Origin of the sequence: Gluconobacter sp. NFX36, from assembly GCF_049887835.1 — a bacterium.
In the GTDB taxonomy this organism is placed as follows: domain Bacteria; phylum Pseudomonadota; class Alphaproteobacteria; order Acetobacterales; family Acetobacteraceae; genus Gluconobacter; species Gluconobacter japonicus_A.
On the sequence record NZ_JAGEKJ010000016.1, the window covers coordinates 1 to 20,944 of the forward strand.

Annotated in this window: 15 protein-coding genes; 8 read left to right on the plus strand and 7 right to left on the minus strand. The window is 54.2% G+C overall.

Annotation, left to right across the window (positions count from 1 at the left end):
* A partial coding sequence (locus tag J4P41_RS13275) for a glycosyltransferase family 4 protein (RefSeq protein WP_426067504.1) occupies positions 1-1,229 on the plus strand: 1,229 nt, incomplete at its 5' end.
* A gap of 7 nt (positions 1,230-1,236) precedes the next feature.
* Here the strand turns inward: J4P41_RS13275 and J4P41_RS13280 are convergent.
* Positions 1,237-2,931 (minus strand): alginate export family protein, encoded by a 1,695-nt coding sequence (locus tag J4P41_RS13280; protein WP_426067505.1) that lies wholly within the window; start codon positions 2,929-2,931, stop codon positions 1,237-1,239.
* A gap of 101 nt (positions 2,932-3,032) precedes the next feature.
* Positions 3,033-3,632, minus strand: coding sequence for an IMPACT family protein (locus tag J4P41_RS13285; protein WP_426067506.1), 600 nt, complete (start codon positions 3,630-3,632; stop codon positions 3,033-3,035).
* A 71-nt stretch (positions 3,633-3,703) separates the two neighbouring features.
* On the opposite strand from J4P41_RS13285, the gene J4P41_RS13290 reads away from it, so the two are divergent.
* The 4 genes from J4P41_RS13290 to J4P41_RS13305 all read left to right on the plus strand — a co-directional run bounded on the left by J4P41_RS13290 (position 3,704) and on the right by J4P41_RS13305 (position 11,094).
* Positions 3,704-6,292 (plus strand): MMPL family transporter, encoded by a 2,589-nt coding sequence (locus tag J4P41_RS13290; protein WP_426067507.1) that lies wholly within the window; start codon positions 3,704-3,706, stop codon positions 6,290-6,292.
* A 94-nt stretch (positions 6,293-6,386) separates the two neighbouring features.
* Positions 6,387-6,935: a VOC family protein gene (locus J4P41_RS13295; RefSeq protein ID WP_426067508.1), complete on the plus strand. Its 549-nt coding sequence runs from the start codon at positions 6,387-6,389 to the stop codon at positions 6,933-6,935.
* 3 nt (positions 6,936-6,938) lie between these two features.
* The gene (locus J4P41_RS13300; protein ID WP_426067509.1) at positions 6,939-7,457 is read left to right on the plus strand and encodes a cupin domain-containing protein; all 519 of its coding nucleotides are present in this window, start codon (positions 6,939-6,941) and stop codon (positions 7,455-7,457) included.
* Between the two features lie 568 nt (positions 7,458-8,025).
* Complete coding sequence (locus tag J4P41_RS13305; RefSeq protein ID WP_426067510.1) at positions 8,026-11,094, plus strand: TonB-dependent receptor plug domain-containing protein; 3,069 nt, start codon at positions 8,026-8,028, stop codon at positions 11,092-11,094.
* A 75-nt stretch (positions 11,095-11,169) separates the two neighbouring features.
* Here J4P41_RS13305 and J4P41_RS13310 read toward each other — a convergent pair whose 3' ends face one another.
* From J4P41_RS13310 to J4P41_RS13320, 3 genes are read right to left on the minus strand one after another with little or no spacing between them, the layout of a single operon-like run.
* Entirely contained in the window at positions 11,170-12,405 is a 1,236-nt protein-coding gene (locus J4P41_RS13310; protein WP_426067511.1) for an FAD/NAD(P)-binding oxidoreductase, read from the minus strand.
* Positions 12,406-12,446: 41 nt separating this feature from the next.
* A complete protein-coding gene (locus J4P41_RS13315; protein ID WP_426067512.1) occupies positions 12,447-13,400 on the minus strand; it encodes a nucleoside hydrolase in 954 nt (317 codons plus the stop codon).
* Positions 13,397-13,648, minus strand: coding sequence for a DUF3297 family protein (locus J4P41_RS13320; protein WP_062022112.1), 252 nt, complete (start codon positions 13,646-13,648; stop codon positions 13,397-13,399). Before J4P41_RS13320 ends, J4P41_RS13315 begins: the two co-directional genes overlap by 4 nt.
* A gap of 128 nt (positions 13,649-13,776) precedes the next feature.
* Here J4P41_RS13320 and J4P41_RS13325 point away from each other — a divergent pair, with 128 nt between their 5' ends.
* The 3 genes from J4P41_RS13325 (at position 13,777) to J4P41_RS13335 (ending at position 19,146) form a co-directional block, all read left to right on the plus strand.
* Positions 13,777-14,961, plus strand: coding sequence for a lipase family protein (locus tag J4P41_RS13325; RefSeq protein WP_211567973.1), 1,185 nt, complete (start codon positions 13,777-13,779; stop codon positions 14,959-14,961).
* Positions 14,958-15,761, plus strand: coding sequence for an SDR family NAD(P)-dependent oxidoreductase (locus J4P41_RS13330; RefSeq protein WP_426067513.1), 804 nt, complete (start codon positions 14,958-14,960; stop codon positions 15,759-15,761). The genes J4P41_RS13325 and J4P41_RS13330 overlap by 4 nt, the downstream gene beginning before the upstream one ends.
* 79 nt (positions 15,762-15,840) lie before the next feature.
* Entirely contained in the window at positions 15,841-19,146 is a 3,306-nt protein-coding gene (locus J4P41_RS13335; protein WP_426067514.1) for an efflux RND transporter permease subunit, read from the plus strand.
* Between the two features lie 4 nt (positions 19,147-19,150).
* On the opposite strand, the gene flgA is transcribed toward J4P41_RS13335, so the two are convergent.
* Together flgA and flgG are read right to left on the minus strand one after the other, a co-directional pair.
* A complete protein-coding gene (gene flgA, locus J4P41_RS13340) occupies positions 19,151-20,134 on the minus strand; it encodes a flagellar basal body P-ring formation chaperone FlgA (protein ID WP_426067515.1) in 984 nt (327 codons plus the stop codon).
* Between the two features lie 2 nt (positions 20,135-20,136).
* Positions 20,137-20,928, minus strand: a complete 792-nt coding sequence (gene flgG / locus J4P41_RS13345) for a flagellar basal-body rod protein FlgG (RefSeq protein ID WP_007284063.1) — start codon at positions 20,926-20,928, stop codon at positions 20,137-20,139.
* Between the last annotated feature and the right edge of the window lie 16 nt (positions 20,929-20,944).

The window sequence follows — 20,944 nt, forward strand, 5'->3', positions numbered from 1 at the left end:
GGGCCAGCCGCTCTTCAACATCAAAGAAACCAGGCTGCTTCATCTGCCATCATCCCCAATCAACGCAGGAGAGATGGAATCACAGAGGAACCCTCAAATCCAGAAGGTTTTTCGAACCCTCCACGTTTGACGCAGGCTCTGTCGCCTTGCTGTCTCATATCCGGGCAGCACAGGCTCTAGGCTATATCTGCAACTTTATTGCTTCCCGACAGCCCCCTTCAGAACAGGATCAGATACGGCTGGCTGCATTGGGCATCACTTGCCTTATGCCCCCTGTTTTTACAGGACCAGAAGAGGCTCTCAAACGCCTCGGAACGGGTCTGGAAGTCGTTTATCTGCACCGGTTGAACAATGCTGAAAGCTACACCGCTTTAACGCGCGCCTTTGCCCCAACAGCCACACTGATCTGGAGTATCGCAGATCTGGCCTCATTGCGCCTCCATCGACAGGCCATCGTAGAACAACGGCCAGAACTTGACCGGGTGGCAACGCATCTCGAAGTACGCGAGAACATGTGTGCATGGACTGCCGATCATGTTCTGACGCATTCTCCCATTGAAGCCGAGTGGCTGGAGCGCGTTGTTCCAACAGCCAATGTCCATGTCGTTCCCTGGGCCGTTCCTGTCAAAGCCCGCACACGTCAAACATCCCGAAAGCCCATCATCGCCTTTGTCGCGCATTTTGGTCATGCCCCCAATACGGATGCAGCCAAATGGCTGGTGCTGGACATTCTCCCTAGGCTGAAAAAGCACGTCCCGGATCTTGTCTGCCGTCTGATTGGCAGCGCCATGCCCCATGCCATCCATATGCTGGCGGAGGAGGGCGTAGAAATCGTCGGGCATGTTTCGTGTCTTGAGCAGGCTCTGAAAGATGTCTCTCTTTGTGTCGCCCCTCTCCGCTACGGTGCAGGCATCAAAGGCAAGGTTCTGGAAGCATGGTCTGTAGGCCTACCAATCGTTATGACACCCATCGCAGCCGAGGGATTGGTCGACAACAATCATCCTGTATGGGGGAAAGCAATTGCTGAGACAGCCGAAGAATTCGCCCAAAAAACCGTAGAATTCCTGAAACCTGCTACAGAAAAGGCGCAGGTTACAGCGGCCCGGAAGTTGCTACGCGAACGCTTTTCAAATGCTGCCATTCAGACCTTGCTGGAAGATATTTTTCCTCCTGTCATGGAGGACGTGAGTCCTCTTCCAGAAGATACATCCAGGCCGGTTCTGAACTGATTTTCTTTTAAAACCTGAACGTCACATTGGACTGCGCATAACTTCCGCTCTGTGCACCCACTCCCCGCAGACTTTTCGACGCCATAAACCGTGCACCATAAACCTGCCACGTCAGGTGATGGTTAAGCTGTAATGTCAGAGAAGCCTGCGGCACGACCCCCACATACCCTCCACGATAAGAGCGGGCGAATGTGTAGGGACCAGACGAACTCCAGAGGGCTCCGTTTGCATTTTGCCGCCACATGAAAGGCGCTTTCAGCCGCAGGGACGCAAAGCCCTTCCACGGCGTGATGCTCACAACAGGGGAAAGGCTGACCAGATTGGATGGCGAAACATAGGTTGTCGTGTCCAGATAGTTCGTCTGTGGATTGAACGGCGCCATATACGTATGAAGTGTGCCGTTCCGGCCATCTGATCCCCCAGAGTACACATCCGCCTGCATCCCTAGAAAAGGATGCAACGGTGATGGCGTATGGCGGTATCCCACAATCGTATTCACGGCCCAGGCCCGCACACTGCTTTTCCGTTCAGTGCCTGCGTACTGAAATGTACCGCTCTGATAAAGCGCACCTACCGAATATTCGACTGAAGCCGATGTACCGTACCAGCGAAACCCCAGATTGCCTCGGGATGATGTTCCCTTGAGAATACGAGAGGCCGTCGGTACGGCGGAAAGTCCGCTGCTATAGCGATATCGGATATAGAACAGATCCAGGAAGGAGTGCACCTTCTCCCCGCCAACCGCAAAGGACGGGACGATGATCGTAGTATTGCCACCATAAAGTCGCGTTCCGTAGTCTTCCGTATTGTGAAACATCAGACGGCTATCCGTTTTGGTTTGGACAAAATCGTACGCGTCCACACGAATACGGGGCCAGAGCGCATAAAATCGACCGCCATTCCATGACAGCGGAACATTCGGCGTTTCACGATTATAAAGCATGTAAGACGGAGCATCGAGAAACTGTTGGCGCCCGAACATAAATCCGCTTTGTGCGCCAGCGACTTTACCTTTTAGTTCGATAAAGCCCTGTTGTAGATCCAACCTCTTCCGATAGGTCGAACCATACCCATATCCTCGCCAGCCGCCTGCATCCGCGTTGATAAGTTGCCCGAAAAGCCGCACATGCTGACCAAAATGAAGATCGGCCCCCAAAAGATTGCGGGCACCAAAACGTCCTGATTTCGCCTTGCCGCTTCGCCCTAGAAATGGGTCTTCCTCATACCAGTTTCTCAGACGCGACTCTCCAGACAGGGTTAGCCAAATGGTGCGGCTGTTATTGAGTGCAATGAATTTCAGTGGATCAAAAAAATCCGTGCGTTTGCTCCTGTCCCGCAGGTAGCTCCAGTCTTCAGCCCAAGCAGCCGCACCGTAGCGACCAACCGGACCAAAGCCTGCCGCTTCACCGTTCCCGTAATTGAAATCGCCCCAAGGGCCCTGATGACCGTTTGGGGCACGATTCTGCTTTGCCGTGATCCGGCGGGGCTGCCCCACGACACCAGCATGAGGATAATCCTGAATGATTGGCCGTTCGGTTGATGGAACCTTGATCCACTCCTCATCGGCAGGCGACTGCTCCAATGGGTTAGTCTTCAGGATAGCCGTCTGAGCGTGTGCCTGACTCCCAAGCCCTGCGACCAGAACGAACAGGCTGACAGAAAGACGTCTTTCCTGATGGTAACGAGGAACAGAAAAGACCATTGAGACCCACAGATCAGCGCAAACGAATCAGAACAATGAGTGAGCCTCATATTACACATTATGTAAAGTATGATTTTATTTATAACTTTTTTATATCGTTATTATTGGTCCAGCCGACTAATGGTCATCTGCCCGCGCGTCAGGTCCCGAAGATAATCCGTCACCGTATCTGCATACTCAACCGGAACGGCAAGCGTTAGCCAAGCCCCTTCCGCATCGAAATCACAGAGAGTTTTTTCAGCACGCCATCCGGGCAACTTGGCTTCAACCTGGGCATAGGCCGAGAAAGGGCAATGAAACCGCAGAGGCAGTGTTTCAATACGTTCGATTTTGGCCGCTTCACGCAGGCAGGCTGCGGCCGCCCCACCATACGCTCGGACCAGCCCCCCCGCCCCAAGTTTCACCCCCCCGAACCAACGCGTCACAACGATCATCACGTTGTCGAAATCCTGCCCCTCAATGGCAGACAGGATCGGACGTCCTGCCGTGCCGGAAGGTTCTCCATCATCGCTCGTGCGATAACGCTGTCCGGTCCGAAAAGCCCAGCAATTGTGTGTAGCATCCGGCACCGCAACCTCGTTGAAGAACGCCAGAGCCGCTGTTTCATCAGGCACGGGAGCAGCGCGCGCAAGGAAAGTACTTCCCTTGATTACGCTTTCATGTTCAGCCATGCCATCGAGAGTCCACGTCATGGCCGCCATTGTGCCTCATGATGGCGGAAATGTCAGGTTGGGGTAGGGAAATGCTGCCCGTTCTGTTAAGGGTAGGCCCCATGTTTTCGGATCTGATCGGTCGGCTGAATGCCGCCTGTGCACGTCGTGCGCCACTGGTGGTGGTTCTGTTTGCGCTTCTCTGTGCGGGATGTGTCGCACTAAGTATCACGCGCCTCAGTGTAACAACTGACACCGGCAAGATGTTTGCCAGCAGTTTGCCCTGGAAACAGCGGACGGACGAAATGAATCGTCTCTTCCCGCAGGATGACAATCAGCTGGTTGCCATCATCGACAGCCATATTCCGGAACAAGGCAGAGCCACCGCTCGGGCACTCGCAGCCGAACTGGGTAAGGATCATGACCATTTTGAGCTGGTCAGCCTTCCGGGTGATAACCCCTTCTACAACAGCCATGGCTTTCTATTCCTGGACAAGAAAGATCTGGAGCCTCTGCTTGACTCCATCGTCTCTGCCCAACCTTTTCTTGGAACGTTGGCCGCAGATCCATCAGCCCGGGGACTATTCGGTGCTTTGGGCCTGATCGGAGACGGCATCAAGGCAGGTCAGGGTATTCCCAGTGGTTTTAATGGTGCTCTGGATGGATTTGCAGAATCCCTGACGCAAGCCGCAGCAGACCATCCGCAAGATCTTTCCTGGCAAAATCTTCTGGTTGGACGACTGGCTGAATTGGGCAGCCGGTACGAATTCGTCGTTACAAAACCGAAGCTAGATTATAGCTCTCTTCAGCCCGGACAGGGCGCAACCACTGCCATGCGTCAGGCTATCGACAACCTCGAATTCGTGAAGTCCGGGCAGGCCTCAGGCACCATTACAGGCGAAGTCAAACTGAACGACGAGGAATTCTCGACCGTCGCGCACGGCATGGTTCTGGGACTGGTGCTTTCACTGGTTCTGGTCGCACTTTGGCTGATTCTGGCTGTTCACTCGATCCGCGTCATTGTTCCGATCCTACTCACGTTGATTGCCGGTCTTCTCCTCACAACAGGCTTTGCGGCTCTGACGGTGAAGGAACTGAACCTCATTTCTGTCGCCTTCGCGATCCTGTTCGTCGGCATCGCTGTGGATTTTGCCATTCAGTATTGCGTTCGCTTTCGCGGACAACGTCATGACGACGGCACAATGCCCACCCTCCACGACGCGATTGTTCTTACCGGGCGTGAAAGTGGGGCCCAGATTCTCGTAGCCTCGCTGGCAACTGCGGCAGGCTTTCTCGCCTTCACACCAACAAGCTTTATCGGTGTTGCACAACTCGGTCTGATTGCCGGGTTTGGGATGCTGATCGCGTTCTTCTGCACCATGACACTCCTCCCGGCGCTCCTTTCCCTTTTCCGGGCAAAGCTTGGTGCCGGGGAGCCAGGTTTCACGTTCATGGCGCCTGTCGATCATCTTCTGCGTCACAAACGCAAGAAAATTGTCGGTGTCTTCGCGCTTCTTGGTGTCGTCGGTGTCGCACTCATGCCACTTCTGAAGTTTGATGCAGACCCTCTGCACACAAAGAACCCCAATACTGAGGGGATGCACGCACTTCACCTTCTTGAAGATAACCCGATCACTACGCCGTACTTCGCACAACTTTTGGTTTCAAACATTCAGGACGCTGCAAAAAATGCCGCAGCCTTTTCAAAACTGCCCAGCGTGCATGATGTCCTGTGGCTAGGAGCTCTGGTCCCTGATGACCAGACCGGCAAACTGGCCATGATCGAGGATACAGCGTCTATCCTGCTGCCCACCATCACAGTTCAAACCCCAGCGCCAGAACCGGATGCCGCCGCTATTCGTGCTGCTGCTTTGGCTGCCGCCGTCAAACTGAATGACGTCAAAGCACAGCTTCCCGCGCCGCTGGAAAAGATCCGTCAGGCACTCACAACACTCTCAACTGCGCCGGATGCCACACTGATCAACGCCAGCCACGCCCTGACGCGCTTCCTGCCTGACCAGCTTTCCATGCTGCGTACTGCCTTGCAGCCTCAGGCGATCACAATCGACAACATCCCCGCAGACATTCGCAAGGATTATGCCCTCCCTGATGGTCGCCAGCGCCTGACCATTCACCCGAAGGGACAGATCTCTGAAACCCCTGTGATGCACCAGTTCGTATCCCAACTGCGTTCGGTCAATCCTGATATCAGTGGTCCGGCCATGGAGATTACAGAAAGCGCCAATACAATCGTTCATGCGTTCACTGTGGCTGCTATTTCCGCGCTCATTATGATCAGCATCATCCTGCTGGCTGTCCTGCGCCGCATCCTCGACGCAGCCCTTGTGATGGCGCCGCTTCTGCTTTCCGCGCTGCTGACTGTCATTCTGATCGTCACAGTTCCTGAAACGCTGAACTACGCAAACATCATTGCCCTGCCACTGCTGCTGGGCGTCGGCGTATCTTTCAATATCTACTTCGTGATGAACTGGCGTGAAGGGATCAAAGGCCCCCTGACGTCCCCGACAGCCCGCGCAGTCCTATTCTCCGCCCTGACAACCGCAACGGCCTTCGGCTCTCTGGCAACCTCAGCCCATCCGGGGACAGCCAGCATGGGACGACTGCTACTGATGTCTCTGGGGTGCACACTGATCTGCACACTCTTCTTCGTTCCAGCCCTGCTGCCCAAACGCCCTATCGACGAAGCCTAAAAACAGAAACATTCCGTCATAAACTTTTGAGGGTCCTGGAAACCATGACCCTCGTCCCTCTGTTGAGATCTTCACATCACTGAAGGATCTCTCCATGACCCCAGATCATTCGGGGCTTCCGCGCGGCATAGATCATGTCGGCGTCACAGTTCCAGACATCAATCTTGCCATCAGGTTTCTAGAGGCCGCACTGGGAGCCGTTGCACTCTATCGCAACGTCACCCATGCCACGCCTCAACAAGGTCCCCAGACGGAAGCCATTCTTGGCCTGCCACAAGGAACAGTAGTGTGGGAAATGTGCATGATGTCCCTCGGCCATGGACCAGGGATCGAACTGTTCGAAATGCACGGTCCCGATCAGCGCACAGCGCTTCGTGCCAATGATTTCGGACTTCAACATTTTGCAGTTTATGTTGATGACATCCGTGCTGCCTGCGCTCGCTTCATCAAAGCCGGTGGCGAACTCCTCACCGATCCACAAGGTCAACCCTCCCTCGAAGCTGCTCCAGGAAACATGTTCTGCTATGGCCGTGCTCCATGGGGCATGATCATCGAACTTCTCTCCACCCCCAGCCGGGAACGCTTCGATGATATTGCGCCCACCAAACGGTATCAGCCTCCTCCACGCCATGAGGAATCATAAATCATGCGACGCGTTCTGCTTTCCCTCACCGCTATATCTGCACTTGTAACCTACACACACGAAACACTGGCGGCAGATCCGCCACCTCCTACAACCTATTATTGGCACAACTGGACGGACCATAATGGCGTCAGTCACATGACACACTGTCCATTTCATAATTACGTTCTGAAAACCATGTCCAAACCGGCTGGTCCACAATGGCAGGATCGCCTCAAAGCAGGACAGGCACAGGTCATCTCCACGGTGCAACCCGCTCACTGGAATGGAAGCTGGCACCCAGATCCGAAAGTTCAATGGATTATTCCCCTCAGAGGAACCTGGTACGTTACGGCCATGGATGGAACCCGTGTCGAGATGGGACCAGGCGATGTGTCGCTCGGAGAAGACCAGATGAGCCGCAAGGATTTAAAAGGTCACGTCGGCCATTTTGCAGGCAACGTCGGTGACGGTTCCGTTACTTTGATGGTTATTCAAACGGACGAAACCCCAACCGTGGATCAACCATGTCGATTTAAGTGATTCAATATTCATATAAAATATTTACAAAAATTTTTAATTATTAAAATTCGAAATACCTTATTAATATCAAAAATATTAATCCATTATATTAAAAAAGTACATATCACAGATATTTATCGTATCAAGATCTTCAAAATAGAAAACCGCTCAACACACAATCAAATCAAGGGTTTTTTAAGCAAATCCCGTTTCATAAAACGTAAAAACAAACGCGATGCAGATATTATAATATTCACAGAAAGATCAGAAAGTCATCCAGATCTGGCACCGCGTGTCTTTAGGTTACGCTAGAAAAATCGCAACAGAAACCCCCAAGATCAAAGAGTTTTTATCAAAACGATATCGAAAAATTCTCATACATAAAAATATTTTACATAAGGATTGAACTATACTTAAGAAACACAAACATGAGCAATTAACACACTTTGAAATAAATGTGTTCATTATGACACACACATGAATTATTGATGTTTATTCTGTTTGTTTCTATTGCGGATCAGTGACGTTTCCTCTCAATTTTGTAACCGAAGATACAATTGAAACGTTACGCGCAAGGAAACCGATTCTCATGTCAGAGTCTCCACCCAAGCAAGGTCGCTCCGGGATTTTCTGGGGTGTTTCAACAGGCTTTCTAAAGATTACGCTTCTGGCAGGCATTTCATATTGCGCAATCCCAGTTACAGAAGCCAAAGCACAGACTCCCACCAGACATCATTCAACAAACAAAAAAACTTCATCCAAAGTTACTGCACCTGTTCAGCAGTCGGCTCCTGTCGCTACGACATTGACGGCACAGCATGTACAGAAAAAAGATCTGCAACAGGTCGAATCTGCCCGGTCTGAACACGTTACAGTAACAGGCTCACTGTTACACGATCCCAACGTCAACAGCATGTCACCCATCACACATATCAGCCGGGCAGACATGGCGCGGCGCGGGTTTGCTAACGTAACCGACGCGCTACAGGCGCTGTCTTCCAATGGTGCGGGTAGCCTGACCAACGCTTTCTCCGCGAACGGCGCCTTTGCGGGCGGTGCCTCTGCACCTTCGCTTCGTGGTCTGAGTTCAGATTCCACGCTGGTATTGATGGATGGACAACGCCTGTCCTACTATCCGCTGTCTGACGATGGCCAGCGTAACTTCGTTGATACCAACTGGATCCCGTCATCCATCATGGAATCCACAGATGTCCTGGAAGACGGCGCGGCAACCCGTTACGGTGCTGATGCCATTGCAGGCGTCATCAACTACGTAACTCGCAAAGAAATCAAGGGTTTTGAAGGCAATGCCGAAGGCGGCCTGTCTCAACGCGGCGATTCCGGCCACCAGAAGCTTTATGCAACTTATGGCTTCGGCGATCTGCGGCGGGATGGATATAACGTCTATATCAACTCCGAATACCAGCAGGATGATGCCCTCTATAACCGTCAGCTAGGGTACCCTTATAAAACCGGAGATTTGACCAAACTTGGTGGCGAGAACGGAAACACCAACGTTCTTGGGTCTGATGGCTCCATCTCGAATTTCGGTGCAACTCCCGCAACCGTAGTCCGTCCAAGTAACGGTAGCACCAGTGGTGTTGGACCTTATCAGCTATTGAACCCGTCTGCCGGGTGTGGCTCTTTTGGCTCACTAGTCAGCGGATATGTAGCTGGAACACCTACAGGTTCTGTTAGTCAGGCCTGCACCCAGAATTCTGTGGGCGATTATTCCCAGGTCTCTCCGTCCCTGCGTCGTATTAACGCTACAATCCATACAACAGTGCAGGTTACCCCGCGTTCCCAGTTGACCGCGATGTTCACCTATTCTCAGGCGCTTTCCACTTACACCGGTACACCTGTCAATATTCGTGTACAGTCTCAGGCTCGTGCAGCGAATACCCTTAGCACACCTCTGCCTGTGTATCTGCCGGATGGATCGCTTAACCCGAACAACCCGTTTGCAGCACAAGGTCAGGCGGCACAGGTTATTGGCATGTTCAGCGATATTCAGCGCGTGAACACCCAATTGAGCCAGAACTTCCGCGGATCCGCCCGTTACAATGGTTCCGCTGCCTCCAACTGGGGGTCTGACTGGAATTACGACGTTAATTTCGTCGGCATGAACACAACGCTTGAACAGACCATTCTTGGCGTCCCGACAATTCGCGGAATTCAAGAGGCCATCACCAATGGCACCTACAACTTCGTCGATCCGTCCAAAAATACGAATGCCGTTCGCAAAGCCATTGCGCCGCCGAACGTCATGAATGCCCGTACGCAGGAATATTCTGGCGAAATGTCGCTTAGTAAGGGCCTGTTCAAACTACCTGGCGGAACGGTCGATCTCGCGATTGGTGGAAACGTCCGTTACGAGTCTCTTAACGACCCCAGCGCTAACCCCTATGATCCGTCCGATCCAACAGCGCAGTACACGGGTGCGATCAATCCGTTCAATGCACAGGGCAGCCGCTGGGTTGAATCCGGCTTCTTCGAGTTGGGCCTTCCGTTCCATAAAATGCTGTCTGGCAACATTGCTGGTCGATACGATCATTATTCGGAAGGCTTCAGCCACTACACACCAAAAGCAGGACTGATCTTCACACCCGTCAAGCAATTCTCACTGCGCGGCACGTTCTCTCGTGGCTTCCGCGTTCCAAGCTTTGCGGAAACGGGCGGCTCCAACGTCGGTTATACAACCTATCAGCCTCGTAATCAGGCTTGGCTTAACCAGCATCTCAACCCGAACGGGACACCGGATACCTATGCTCAATCGTACAGCATTGGATCAAACGTTGCTGGCAACCCGAACCTCAAACCAGAAATTGCCACCAACTTCACTGGCGGTGCACTCATCAAGCCAACCGACTGGCTGAACCTCAGCTTTGATTACTACTACATCAAGAAATCAAATTATATCGCACCAAACCCGGTCAGCACGACCTCTGTTGCTGAGGCCTATTTAGCTGGTGAATCTCTACCACCCGGCGTTAGCGTCACTCCTGACATTGTCGACACCCAGCATCCGGGTGCGCCACCACGCCCTGCCCTCATTAATCTTGGCTACCTAAATACCAATGAGGTCGTCACAGATGGTGTAGATTTCAAAATTTCTGCAACATCCCGTCTACCAGGTGTCCTGCATGATGTGCGCTGGATCAGCACTGGGAGCGCTACGTATGTGCACAGCTTTAATCTGACAACACCTGACGGGCAGGTGCAGCATTACGCTGGAACAATTGGTCCTTATGGTGCCGTTTCAGCATCCGGCACGCCTCGCTGGCGCGCAAACTGGTCGAACACCTTCATTTACAAAAGCTTAGCTGTTACACCGACCGTTTATTACACCAGCGGCTATAAAACAGTAGCTGAAGACCAAACCGGAGCCGGTACCCGCAACACCTGCTCAAGCTTTGCCTCCATTCAGCAGGCCTATACGCCCAACCAGTGCCATACAAAAGCATTCTGGGATGTGGATCTGACCGTCAACTATCGGATCAACGATCGGTGGAACGTTTATGCAAACGTTTATAACCTGCTTGGCTTCAAATCCCCATACGACTTCGCAACGTATGGTTCGTATCTGTACAACTCTGCATGGAGCCAGAAGGGCCTTGTCCTGCGCTCTTTCCACTTCGGTGTGAATGTATCTCTCTGACCCCTCCTCAGAGAGCCAACAAAAAAGGCCGGGAGTTTTCTCCCGGCCTTTTTTGTTTCTACACCTAATTAAGGTTCAGGTGCTTTCTTTGACCTTGTGCTTGACCTTCACATCATGCCCCTTGAGCATTCCCTGCCAATACAGCCGCGGAAAAACCTCTGTTTTCAGCAGCCAGGCAAAGCGGCTCGGCTTACGCTGGTCGTATGGGAAACTGGGAGCAACCTTCCCACCATACAGGAACTCTGCGAGCACAACCTTGCCGTAAGCAACCGTCAGCGGGCAAGCACCATAACCATCATAGGCACCTGTCTGCGGCCGACCATCCAGCGAAGCGAGGAGGTTTGTCACGACAACTGGTGCCTGTTCACGGGCTGCAGCAGCCGTTTTGGCATTGCTCGTGCCCAGAACATCTCCAGCCCCGAACACGGTGTCGTATTTCACATGGCGCAGGCTTGAAGGGTCAACATCCAGCCAGCCGCCCGCGTTGGCCAGCGGGCTTTTCTTCACGAAATCCGGTGCGCTCTGTGGCGGGACGACATGCAGCATGTCGAATTTACGGATGACAGTTTCGTCCGTTCCAACGATCTGGAAAGTCGCTTCCCGCTTCTCACCGTCCACCTTGATGAGATTTTCCTTTTTGTGAAGGTTGACCCCATAAAAGTCGATCTGGCGCTGAAGAGATGGGACAAAATAGCTCACCCCGAACAGGGCATCTCCCGCAATTGAGAAATCAACTTCCGTACGGTGGAGTGACCCTTCCTTACGCCAATGATCGCTGGCCAGATACACGATCTTCTGGGGCGCACCTGCGCATTTGATCGGCATCGGAGGCTGTGTAAACAGAGCCTTCCCGCCATCCAGATGGCGAATGCACTCCCAGGTATAAGCAGCGGTTTCGCGCGAATAATTGGACGTCACGCCATTACGGCCAAGCGTTTCGGGAAGGCCCTCGATCTTGTCCCAGTCCAGTTGCAAACCCGGGCAGACGACAAGGCGGCGATATTCAACAACACGCCCGCTTGCCAGCGTGACAGTGTTTGCATCCGGCTCGAATGACACGGCACTATCCCGAAGCCAGGTAACGTCTTTCGGGATCAGCCCACCTTCCTGGCGCAGCGTTTCCGCCAGTGTCATGACGCCTGCACCAACGAGCGTCCAGCCTGGCTGGTAAGCATGCGTCGTTGAGGGTTCGATAATCGCCACCGAAAGATTGGGGCGCTGACGCTTCAGTTGAGCAGCAATTGTGATGCCAGCGGCACCACCACCAACAATGACAACGGAGAAGCGATCCTGTGGGGTCGGGTCTGACATGTTCGATGCTCCAAAGTCACGGGACTGACGATAAGAAAACCCTAGGTCAAACGGGCCAGTCTTTCCGTCAGACGGGTATAGAACGCGTCGGAGTCAACGTGATCAATCCACAACGCATTGCAAGGGCGATCGGTTACTTTCCAAAGGTCAACAACACTCTGTCCAAGACAGAGCGGGGCATCAACCTCAATTTCAACATTGCACTCCCGACCGCTGAACAGGTCTGGCCACAAAAGCCAGCCAATTGTCAGTGGATCATGCAAAGCACCGCCTTCCCAGCCATACTTCATCTTCTCAAAGCGGTCTTCCGCTCCAAGCATCCGGACGACCATATCGCCAATCGGCGTTTTCAGGTCTGCAATCGATGCAAGTCTGCGCGGCGTAGCAATGGCACGATGAGTCACGTCGAGCGGCAAAAGCGTTGTGGGAATACCTGCCCCCATCACGATCTTCGCGGCATGAGGGTCAACGAAGAAATTGAATTCAGCCGTTGGGGTGATGTTACCACCTTCCCTCTGAGCACCGCCCATCGCCACGAGATGGGCAATTTTCGGGGCAATGTCAGGGGCATGCGTCAGGGCATGAGCCAGATTGGTCATCGGACCCAGGCAGACAAGCGTGATGCTGCCTGCGGGCTCTTTCCGAAGCACATCGACAAGATGCGTTGCCGCATCAATCGCCTGCGCACGAAGCCGGGGTTCAGGCAGGTTTGCCCCCCCCATTCCCGTTTCCCCATGCACATGCTCAGCGCTGATGGGCGCTTTATGGAGCGGACGGGCCGCTCCGGCATAGACAGGGACTTCCTCGCGTCCTGCCAGTTCAAGCAGGGCACAGGCGTTCTTGGTCGTCTGTGAAAGCGGTACGTTACCGGCGACGGTCGTGATCGCGTCCACCTGCAATTCTGGCGAGGCCAGCGCCAGCAGAATCGCCACGGCATCATCCTGTCCCGGATCCGTGTCAATAATGATCCGGCGCGGGCTGACCTGCGTCATCATGCGTCTTTCGCGTCGTCCTTGAACCAGGCTTCAACCGGCCCAGTGACCTTCAGCGTCATCGGACGGCCCTTACGGTCAACAGCCTTGCCTACGGACAGACGAGCCCAACCTTCGCTGATGCAATATTCCTCAACATTGGTCTTCTCTTCGCCCTTCAGACGAACGCCAACACCGCGCATCAGAACGTCTTCGTTGTAGTATGGGCTGTCCGGGCTGGCGCACAGACGATCGGGAGGGGTATCGCTCATGGTCTATCCTTTTCTTACTGTGCCTCTTCTGTAGCGCCGGATGGCCCGTCCTCCAAGTCAGGAAGGCTCCCCGCAGACAACCACCGCTGCTATGGTGCGTTTTCCTGCGCTGGAGATCACAAGCAGCCATGACCCTGACCCGTTTTTGCAAGACACTCGGTACAACGACCCTTTTTGGTCTGTCCCTCGCCCTTCTCTCAGCATGCGCCTCTCAGGATGACGGAGATTCCTACTCGCTGAGCGCACCGGTTGCGGCCGGACAGGCCATTCAGATCGATCACATGATCTCCCACATGCCGGGACAGGCCTGGCGTCTGACTTACCGCAGTTCGGATGCTCGAAATCCCAACCAGCTTGTACGCGTTTCTGCTGAAGTCCTGATCCCACGCGGCACACCTCCCGCTGGCGGCTGGCCTGTTCTGGCGTGGGGTCATGGCGAGAGCGGCCTTCACCTGACCTGTGCACCCTCTGTCATGGGTCTGGGAACCGTGCAGGAGCATTTCTACGCGCCATGGCTGCAACAGGATTTTGCGATCGTGGCAACGGATTATCCGGGCCTCGGAGAACCAGGGGATGCCCTGCTGCTCAATGCGCGTTCTGAAGGCATGAGCATGCTGGACTCTGTCCGCGCCGCCCATGCCCGCTTCCCGTCCATCTCCCTGACAACCGTTCTCAGCGGTCATTCGCAAGGCGCTCAGGCTGCTCTTGCAGCTTCCGCCATGGCTGCAACCTACGCGCCACAATTACATATCGTCGGAACGGTCGCTGTCGCTCCGCCTTATCTCGACGCGCAGGGTGTTCAGGATCTTCTCCATCCGCGCAATCCGCACAGTTTCTCGCCAGCTGTGCCCGAACTTCTGTCCTTGGGTGCTTCCCTCTCGCAGGCCGACCCATCTTTTGATCCAAACGCTGTATTCACGACGCGGGCACTGGCGCTCATGCACGACGCTGCCACAACATGTAGTTCAGACTTTTTTCCCATGGCCCACCGTTCTGGCCTGACACCGGCCACCATGCTGCGTCCCGGGGCAGAAGCGGTTCTGACGCCTGCGTTGAAATGGGCAGAATATCCCTCCCTGTCACTTTCCACGCCTGTCATGATCGCAACAGGGACGCAAGACCTTCACTCTTACCCCAATGAGCAACAACGTCTGGTTTCCGCCCTCTGTGCGGCCGGGACATCCGTCACCCATCACACTTATGGCGGCGCAAGCCATAATGGGACACTCAGTGCCGTAACGACAGATGCCCATACGTTTGTGCGGACTCTCATGTCAGGCCAAACGCCCCCCAGCAGTTGTCCCGCCCGGTGAAAATCCTGATCACAGGTGCGGCCTCTGGCATTGGTCGAGGGCTGGCGTGCCGTCTGGCCCGAGCAGATCAGCACCTTGTACTGGGAGACTGTGATCCTGAAGGTCTGAACGAAACACGACGTCTTTGCGAAAACCTAGGCGCTACTGTCAAAACCCGCGTTCTTGATACGCGGGACCGAGAGGACATGGCCGCATGGATTCATGCAGAAGGTACCATCCGGCTGGACATGGTCTTCGCCTGTGCTGGTATTACAGGCGGCCTTCCGCCAGCAAACACGGCCATTCCTACGGTGGAACGCGAAGATCATGCCCGTCTCATGATTGAGACCAATCTTCTAGGCTCCCTGAACACGCTCTTCCCAGCCATGGACGTCATGAAGAAGCAGGCTCTTGATCCAAGCGGTCAACGAGGCCGGATCTGCGTAATCGCTTCCGTCGCCGGGTTTGTGTCCTATCCCGGTACCCCATCCTATTCTGCTTCCAAGGCAGCGCTTGACCGATTCACGGTGGCAACCGCTCCAACACTGGAAAAATCAGGGATTACCCTAACCAGCGTCTGCTGTGGTTTTGTGGATACACCAATGGTTAGAAGAAACCGTTTTCCTATGCCGGGACTGGTTTCAACAGACACAGCCGTACGCCAGATTCTCCGGGGAACACTGCGTGGTAAGCGACGTATCACCTTCCCGAAATGGCTTGTTCTCGGCGCAAGGCTGACGGATCTTCTGCCACCACGACTGACGGAACTCTATTACTGCCGCCAACCCTCGGCCCGGCCCCACGGCATGCCGGATTACTGATCATCCTCATCGCACGAAATGACTTTTCGTGTCCTAATGGTAATGACCCAAAAGCCGTAATCGAGGATAAGCTGTCGGCATGAATTTCTGCCGCCTGTTCATTGATCGCCCCGTCGCGACGACCCTGATGTCCATCGCCATCTTCATGGCGGGTCTCATCTGCTATCCTCTACTACCTGTTGCGACAATGCCCGATGCAACGACGACCAACATCATGGTCGTAGCGACGCAACCAGGCGCTGACCCGCAACAGATGGCAACCTCCGTCACGACGCCACTGGAGCGACGTCTCGGCTCAATTGCCGATCTGCAACACATCGAGTCCGATACCAGTCAGGGGCAGGCACAGATCTTTCTGGAATTTTCTTCTTCCCGAAATATCGACGGTGCCCTGCGAGACGTCCAGGCAGCGCTCAGAGCGGCACGGAGTGACCTGCCTTCCGGTACTCTGGATGACGATCCTCAGGCGTTCAAACTCGATGGAAGTGGCTTTCCGGTTTATCTGCTCAGCATCACAACCGATCAACTGACGCAGGCCGAGCTGTATGACGTGGCGAATATTCAGGTCAAACCCTACCTCGCTCAGGTCAAGGGCGTCGGTCGTGTAGAAGTCGTCGGATCATCAAACCCTGCTGTTCGCGTGGAACTCAATCCCGGCCCCCTCTACAAATGGGGTATCGGATTTGAAGATATCCGGACCGCGCTCGCATCGGCCAACGCCTTCACGCCTAAAGGCTTCATCGATAGTCACGGCAAGCGGATGCTGCTGTCCACCAACGATCAGGCGGTCAGGGCGGACCAGTATCAGGATCTGATCGTCGGATACCGGAACAGCTTCTACCCCGTTCGCCTCAAAGACGTTGCCAAGGTCTATGACGGCGTTCAGGACGTTTATCAGACCAGTTACATCAATGGTCACCGCGCCATTACGATGGTCGTCTCAGGGCAGCCTCATGCCAATACCGTAGAAATCGTCAACGGGATCAACGCCAATCTGGACAAGCTGAGAGCTGGACTGCCAGGAAGCGTCAAACTGGTTGTAGGGCTGGATACGTCTCGCTCCGTCCGGGCAGCCCTCGACGATGCCAAGGAAGCCCTTGTCATCTCGGTTATTCTGGTGGTTCTGGTCATCCTGCTATTCTTCCGGAAAGTGATGACGACCGTCATTCCTGCCGTCACGGTGCCGATCGCCCTGTCAGGCACACTCGCCGCGATGGCGTATTTCAACTTTACGCTGGACGTCCTGTCCCTGATGTCCCTGACAATCGCTGTCGGGTTTGTGGTGGACGATGCGATCGTGGTGCTGGAGAACATCGCCCGTCACATGGAAAACGGAATGGACCGTTATGAAGCCAGTATTGTCGGGTCTTCCGAGATCGGGTTCACGGTCCTGTCCATCAGCGCGTCCCTCGTAGCTGTCTTCATCCCGCTTCTTTTCCTTCCCGGCACCGCAGGCTCGATCATGTTCGAGTTCTGCATGACCATGATTTCCGCCATCGTGATCTCGATGTGGCTGTCCCTTACGCTGACGCCCATGATGTGTGCCCGTATGCTAGAGATTGACCATGGAACAGGCCCTCGCACTGGCCTGAGCGGTGCGATCATCCGCGTGACGGAAGCAGGCCTGGACGGCATGGTCCGCCTGTATGCACGCTCCATGCACTGGTGCCTTCGCCATACGGTCCTGATGGGTCTCACCCTGCCTCTCAGCTTCATCCTGCTGGTCGGGTCCGTCATCATCATGCCAAAGGAGTTCATTCCTGAGCAGGACATTTCCCTGATCGGCGGTCGCATCAAAGGAGATGCGACCATGTCCTTTGATGAAATTGATCGCCGATTGCGCGCTGTTGGAGCCATCGTCCAGAAAGACCCGGACATTACATCCACCACGATTTTCAGCGACGACAAGAATTCGGGTGAACTTTACCTTCACCTCAAGGAAAAGAGCGAGCGCGCTCCCGTAGCCACGGTCCTTGCCCGTATTCGCAAAGCTGTTCCGGTTCAGCCAGGCGCAGACGTCATGTTCTGGAATGTCGGTGGAAACAGTCAGGGGGGCAGCAGCCAGAAGAACACCGGCGCCTACCGTTATGTGCTCCGCAGCGAAGATATTGCCAGCCTGACCAGCTATCTGCCGAAGATGTTGGGGGCCCTGCGCGCATCAGGGAAGATGATCAATGTTTCATCTGCAACAGAAAGCCAGTCCGTCGCTGCCTATATTACCGTACACAGGGACACAGAAGCGCGATACGGCGTAACGCCTCAGCTTATCCAGAATGTCCTGTATGATTCTTACGGTCAGGCCATTGTTTCCACCATTCACCTGCCCCTCACGACACACCGTGTCATCATGGTCCTTGATCCCAAATATCGGACAGACCCGAATACGTTGCATCAGATCTGGATTTCGACTTCGGCTGGGACGGCTGCCGGTGGCGTAGCATCAAACCTGATCCGGGCCAAAGCCTCTACCACTGCTACGGAAAGCACCTTCACGTCCCTTGCTTCCTCATCTATCCAGAACTCTCTTGCCAACCAGATTTCTGGCAACAAATCGAGCGGTTCAGCCGTCTCGTCTTCGACAGAAACCATGATCCCGCTGGATAATGTGGCCTCCGTTCTGTGGAAGCAGCAGCCACTCGATGTTACCCATCGTTCCGGCTATTATTCGACAGCAATTTCCTTCGATCTGGCTCAGGGTGTCACCTATGCCCAAGGTGTCAAACTGATTCAGGACACCATGAAGGAAACGCACGCTCCTGACGGTATTCTGGGCGAGTTTACAGGCACTGCAGGTGATACAACCAAGGTCATGATCAATGCTCTGATCGCTTTCGCAGCCGCGATTGCTGTCATGTATATCGTTCTGGGTATTCTCTATGAGAGCCTGATCCATCCCATTACCATTCTTTCAACGCTTCCCTCCGCTGGCATTGGCGCGGTCATAGGACTGTGGTGTTTTGGGCTGCCCTTCAGCGTCGTGGCGGTCATAGGGATTATTCTTCTGACAGGTATCGTGAAGAAAAACGCCATTCTGGTCATCGACTTTGCGATCCATGCCGAACGGTCTGAAGGATTATCTCCCAAAGACGCTATTTTCAAAGCCTCCATCACCCGCTTTCGCCCCATTCTCATGACGTCCCTCGCTGCTGCTCTTGGTGCCGTACCGCTGATTATCGGGCATGGTTATGGTAGCGAAATGCGTGCGCCGCTGGGTGTGTCCGTGCTGGGCGGAATGATCGTGAGCCAGCTTCTCACGCTCTATACGACGCCGATTGTCTATCTCTGGATGGATGCGATTGGGAAATGGATGCGCCGACTGAGTGCAAGGATCGTACAGCGTATTCACCGGCTGGGCCGTTCCAGCTCCCAACCAGAGAAAGCATGATTTTTCAGAGTGTCGGTAGGCTTACCGCCTCCGGGCGGTTCCCGCTGTCAGCAGAGAGAGGCGTGATACCAGGAATGACTTCTACTTCCGTTCTGCCAATAACGCGCCCAGTCAGAACCATACGGCTACTCGCATTATAGACATGCACCATGTCGCCCTTTCCACCTGCTTCCATGACAGTGCCAGACACAGTCAGGTGCAGGCTAGACTGGGAGTAGGACAGAACGACCGGTGATCCTCTTTTGACAAGCTGCGGATGAACAAGCTGCGAAGAGGCGAGAACCTGCCCGGCAGACAGGCTGCTTCTTGTTTCCAACCCCACAGCATCATCTACCGATTGCAATGCATCATCCGGAACATCCGAAGATCTGAGCAACGTTATACTGACATCCTCAGGCAGAATGGGTTGCCCCGGCCGAACGGAATGCCGGAGCGCAACAGCCTTAACTTCCATCGTCACGGTCCCGGTAACAGGAAATGCGGTTCCTTTTCCACCTGTACTTGAAGGGATTTCCATACGAGCACTGAAATGTCCTCCCCCATGAGGCGGGCGATCAAGATGCAAAATAGTCGGAGCCGCTGTCTCCTGAGCAGGGACAGGAACCGGTTTAAAGTCGGCCAAGGTTATTTCAACATGCGCATCTTCCGGGAAGTCGAAGCTTTGCCTTAACACAGACAGCACATCGTCTTCTTCAATCATCCGGGTTGCGCGCGTTACTGTTGTGGAAACGAGAGGCGATGCATCTGGCCAGTCCACCCCGAATTGAGCAGCGATCGCAGTTAGCTGAGGCCCACCGACAACGTAGTTCCCCCCCAACGCGGGCGCATCGCCGATGTCAGCATCCTGTCCGGCGGTCAGACCAGAAAACAGATCGGACAAACGAACCCGTGGATGGTCGACGCGAATATTGGTTCGCAAAGTTGCTGCATGCACAGACCCAGAGGCGAGCAACGCCAACAGGGGAAGGCACGACAGCCCACGCCCCATGATTAACGACCACCCAGATTGTTAAGGGTCTGCATCATATCATCAGCAGAAGTGATGACCTTACTATTCATCTCATAAGCACGTTGCGCTGTAATGAGATCAGTAATTTCCGTCACAACATTGACGTTAGAATTCTCAACATACCCCTGCATGACACTACCGTAGCCGGTCGTGTTTGGTGTTCCCAGCATCGCGTCCCCAGACGCAGTGGTTGGCGTGAACAGGTTCTGTCCCATGGCATCCAGACCGTTCTCGTTGGTGAAAGTCGCGAGCTGGATCTGACCAACCACCGTGGAGTTATTCTGCCCGGCAACCGTTACACTCACCTGCCCGGACTGATCGATGCTGACGCTCTGGGCATTGTTGGGAATCGTGATGGTCGGGCTAAGTTGATAGCCGTCCGCTGTGACAAGCGACCCTGTGTTATCCATCGAGAACGTACCGTCCCGGGTGTAGGCCAACTGCCCTGACGGAAGCTGGATCTGGAAATAACCTTTTCCCTGAACGGCAAGATCCAGAGAATTGCTGGTCTGCTCCAGGCTGCCTTGATCATTGATGCGGTAAATTGCTGCAGTTTTTACGCCGAGGCCAACTTGTGCACCGGACGGAACCGTCGTGCCCGTATCGGAAGAGCTTGTGCCGACACGGCGAATGTTCTGATAAATCAGGTCCTGAAACTCGGCACGCGAGCGCTTGTAGCCTGTCGTGCTCATGTTCGCGATATTGTTGGAAATGGTTTCAACGTTGGTCTGCTGGGCCTGCATGCCCGTTCCGGCGATGTCGAGTGCGCGCATGGAAAATGTATCCTTG

Excerpts from the sequence above, each read along its gene's own strand:
- J4P41_RS13280 (WP_426067505.1), bottom strand. The coding sequence starts at position 2,931 with ATGGTCTTTTCTGTTCCTCGTTACCATCAGGAAAGACGTCTTTCTGTC.
- J4P41_RS13285 (WP_426067506.1), bottom strand. The coding sequence starts at position 3,632 with ATGGCGGCCATGACGTGGACTCTCGATGGCATGGCTGAACATGAAAGC.
- J4P41_RS13290 (WP_426067507.1), top strand. The coding sequence starts at position 3,704 with ATGTTTTCGGATCTGATCGGTCGGCTGAATGCCGCCTGTGCACGTCGT.
- J4P41_RS13295 (WP_426067508.1), top strand. The coding sequence starts at position 6,387 with ATGACCCCAGATCATTCGGGGCTTCCGCGCGGCATAGATCATGTCGGC.
- J4P41_RS13300 (WP_426067509.1), top strand. The coding sequence starts at position 6,939 with ATGCGACGCGTTCTGCTTTCCCTCACCGCTATATCTGCACTTGTAACC.
- J4P41_RS13305 (WP_426067510.1), top strand. The coding sequence starts at position 8,026 with ATGTCAGAGTCTCCACCCAAGCAAGGTCGCTCCGGGATTTTCTGGGGT.
- J4P41_RS13310 (WP_426067511.1), bottom strand. The coding sequence starts at position 12,405 with ATGTCAGACCCGACCCCACAGGATCGCTTCTCCGTTGTCATTGTTGGT.
- J4P41_RS13315 (WP_426067512.1), bottom strand. The coding sequence starts at position 13,400 with ATGATGACGCAGGTCAGCCCGCGCCGGATCATTATTGACACGGATCCG.
- J4P41_RS13320 (WP_062022112.1), bottom strand. The coding sequence starts at position 13,648 with ATGAGCGATACCCCTCCCGATCGTCTGTGCGCCAGCCCGGACAGCCCA.
- J4P41_RS13325 (WP_211567973.1), top strand. The coding sequence starts at position 13,777 with ATGACCCTGACCCGTTTTTGCAAGACACTCGGTACAACGACCCTTTTT.
- J4P41_RS13335 (WP_426067514.1), top strand. The coding sequence starts at position 15,841 with ATGAATTTCTGCCGCCTGTTCATTGATCGCCCCGTCGCGACGACCCTG.
- flgA (WP_426067515.1), bottom strand. The coding sequence starts at position 20,134 with ATGGGGCGTGGGCTGTCGTGCCTTCCCCTGTTGGCGTTGCTCGCCTCT.
- flgG (WP_007284063.1), bottom strand. The coding sequence starts at position 20,928 with ATGCGCGCACTCGACATCGCCGGAACGGGCATGCAGGCCCAGCAGACC.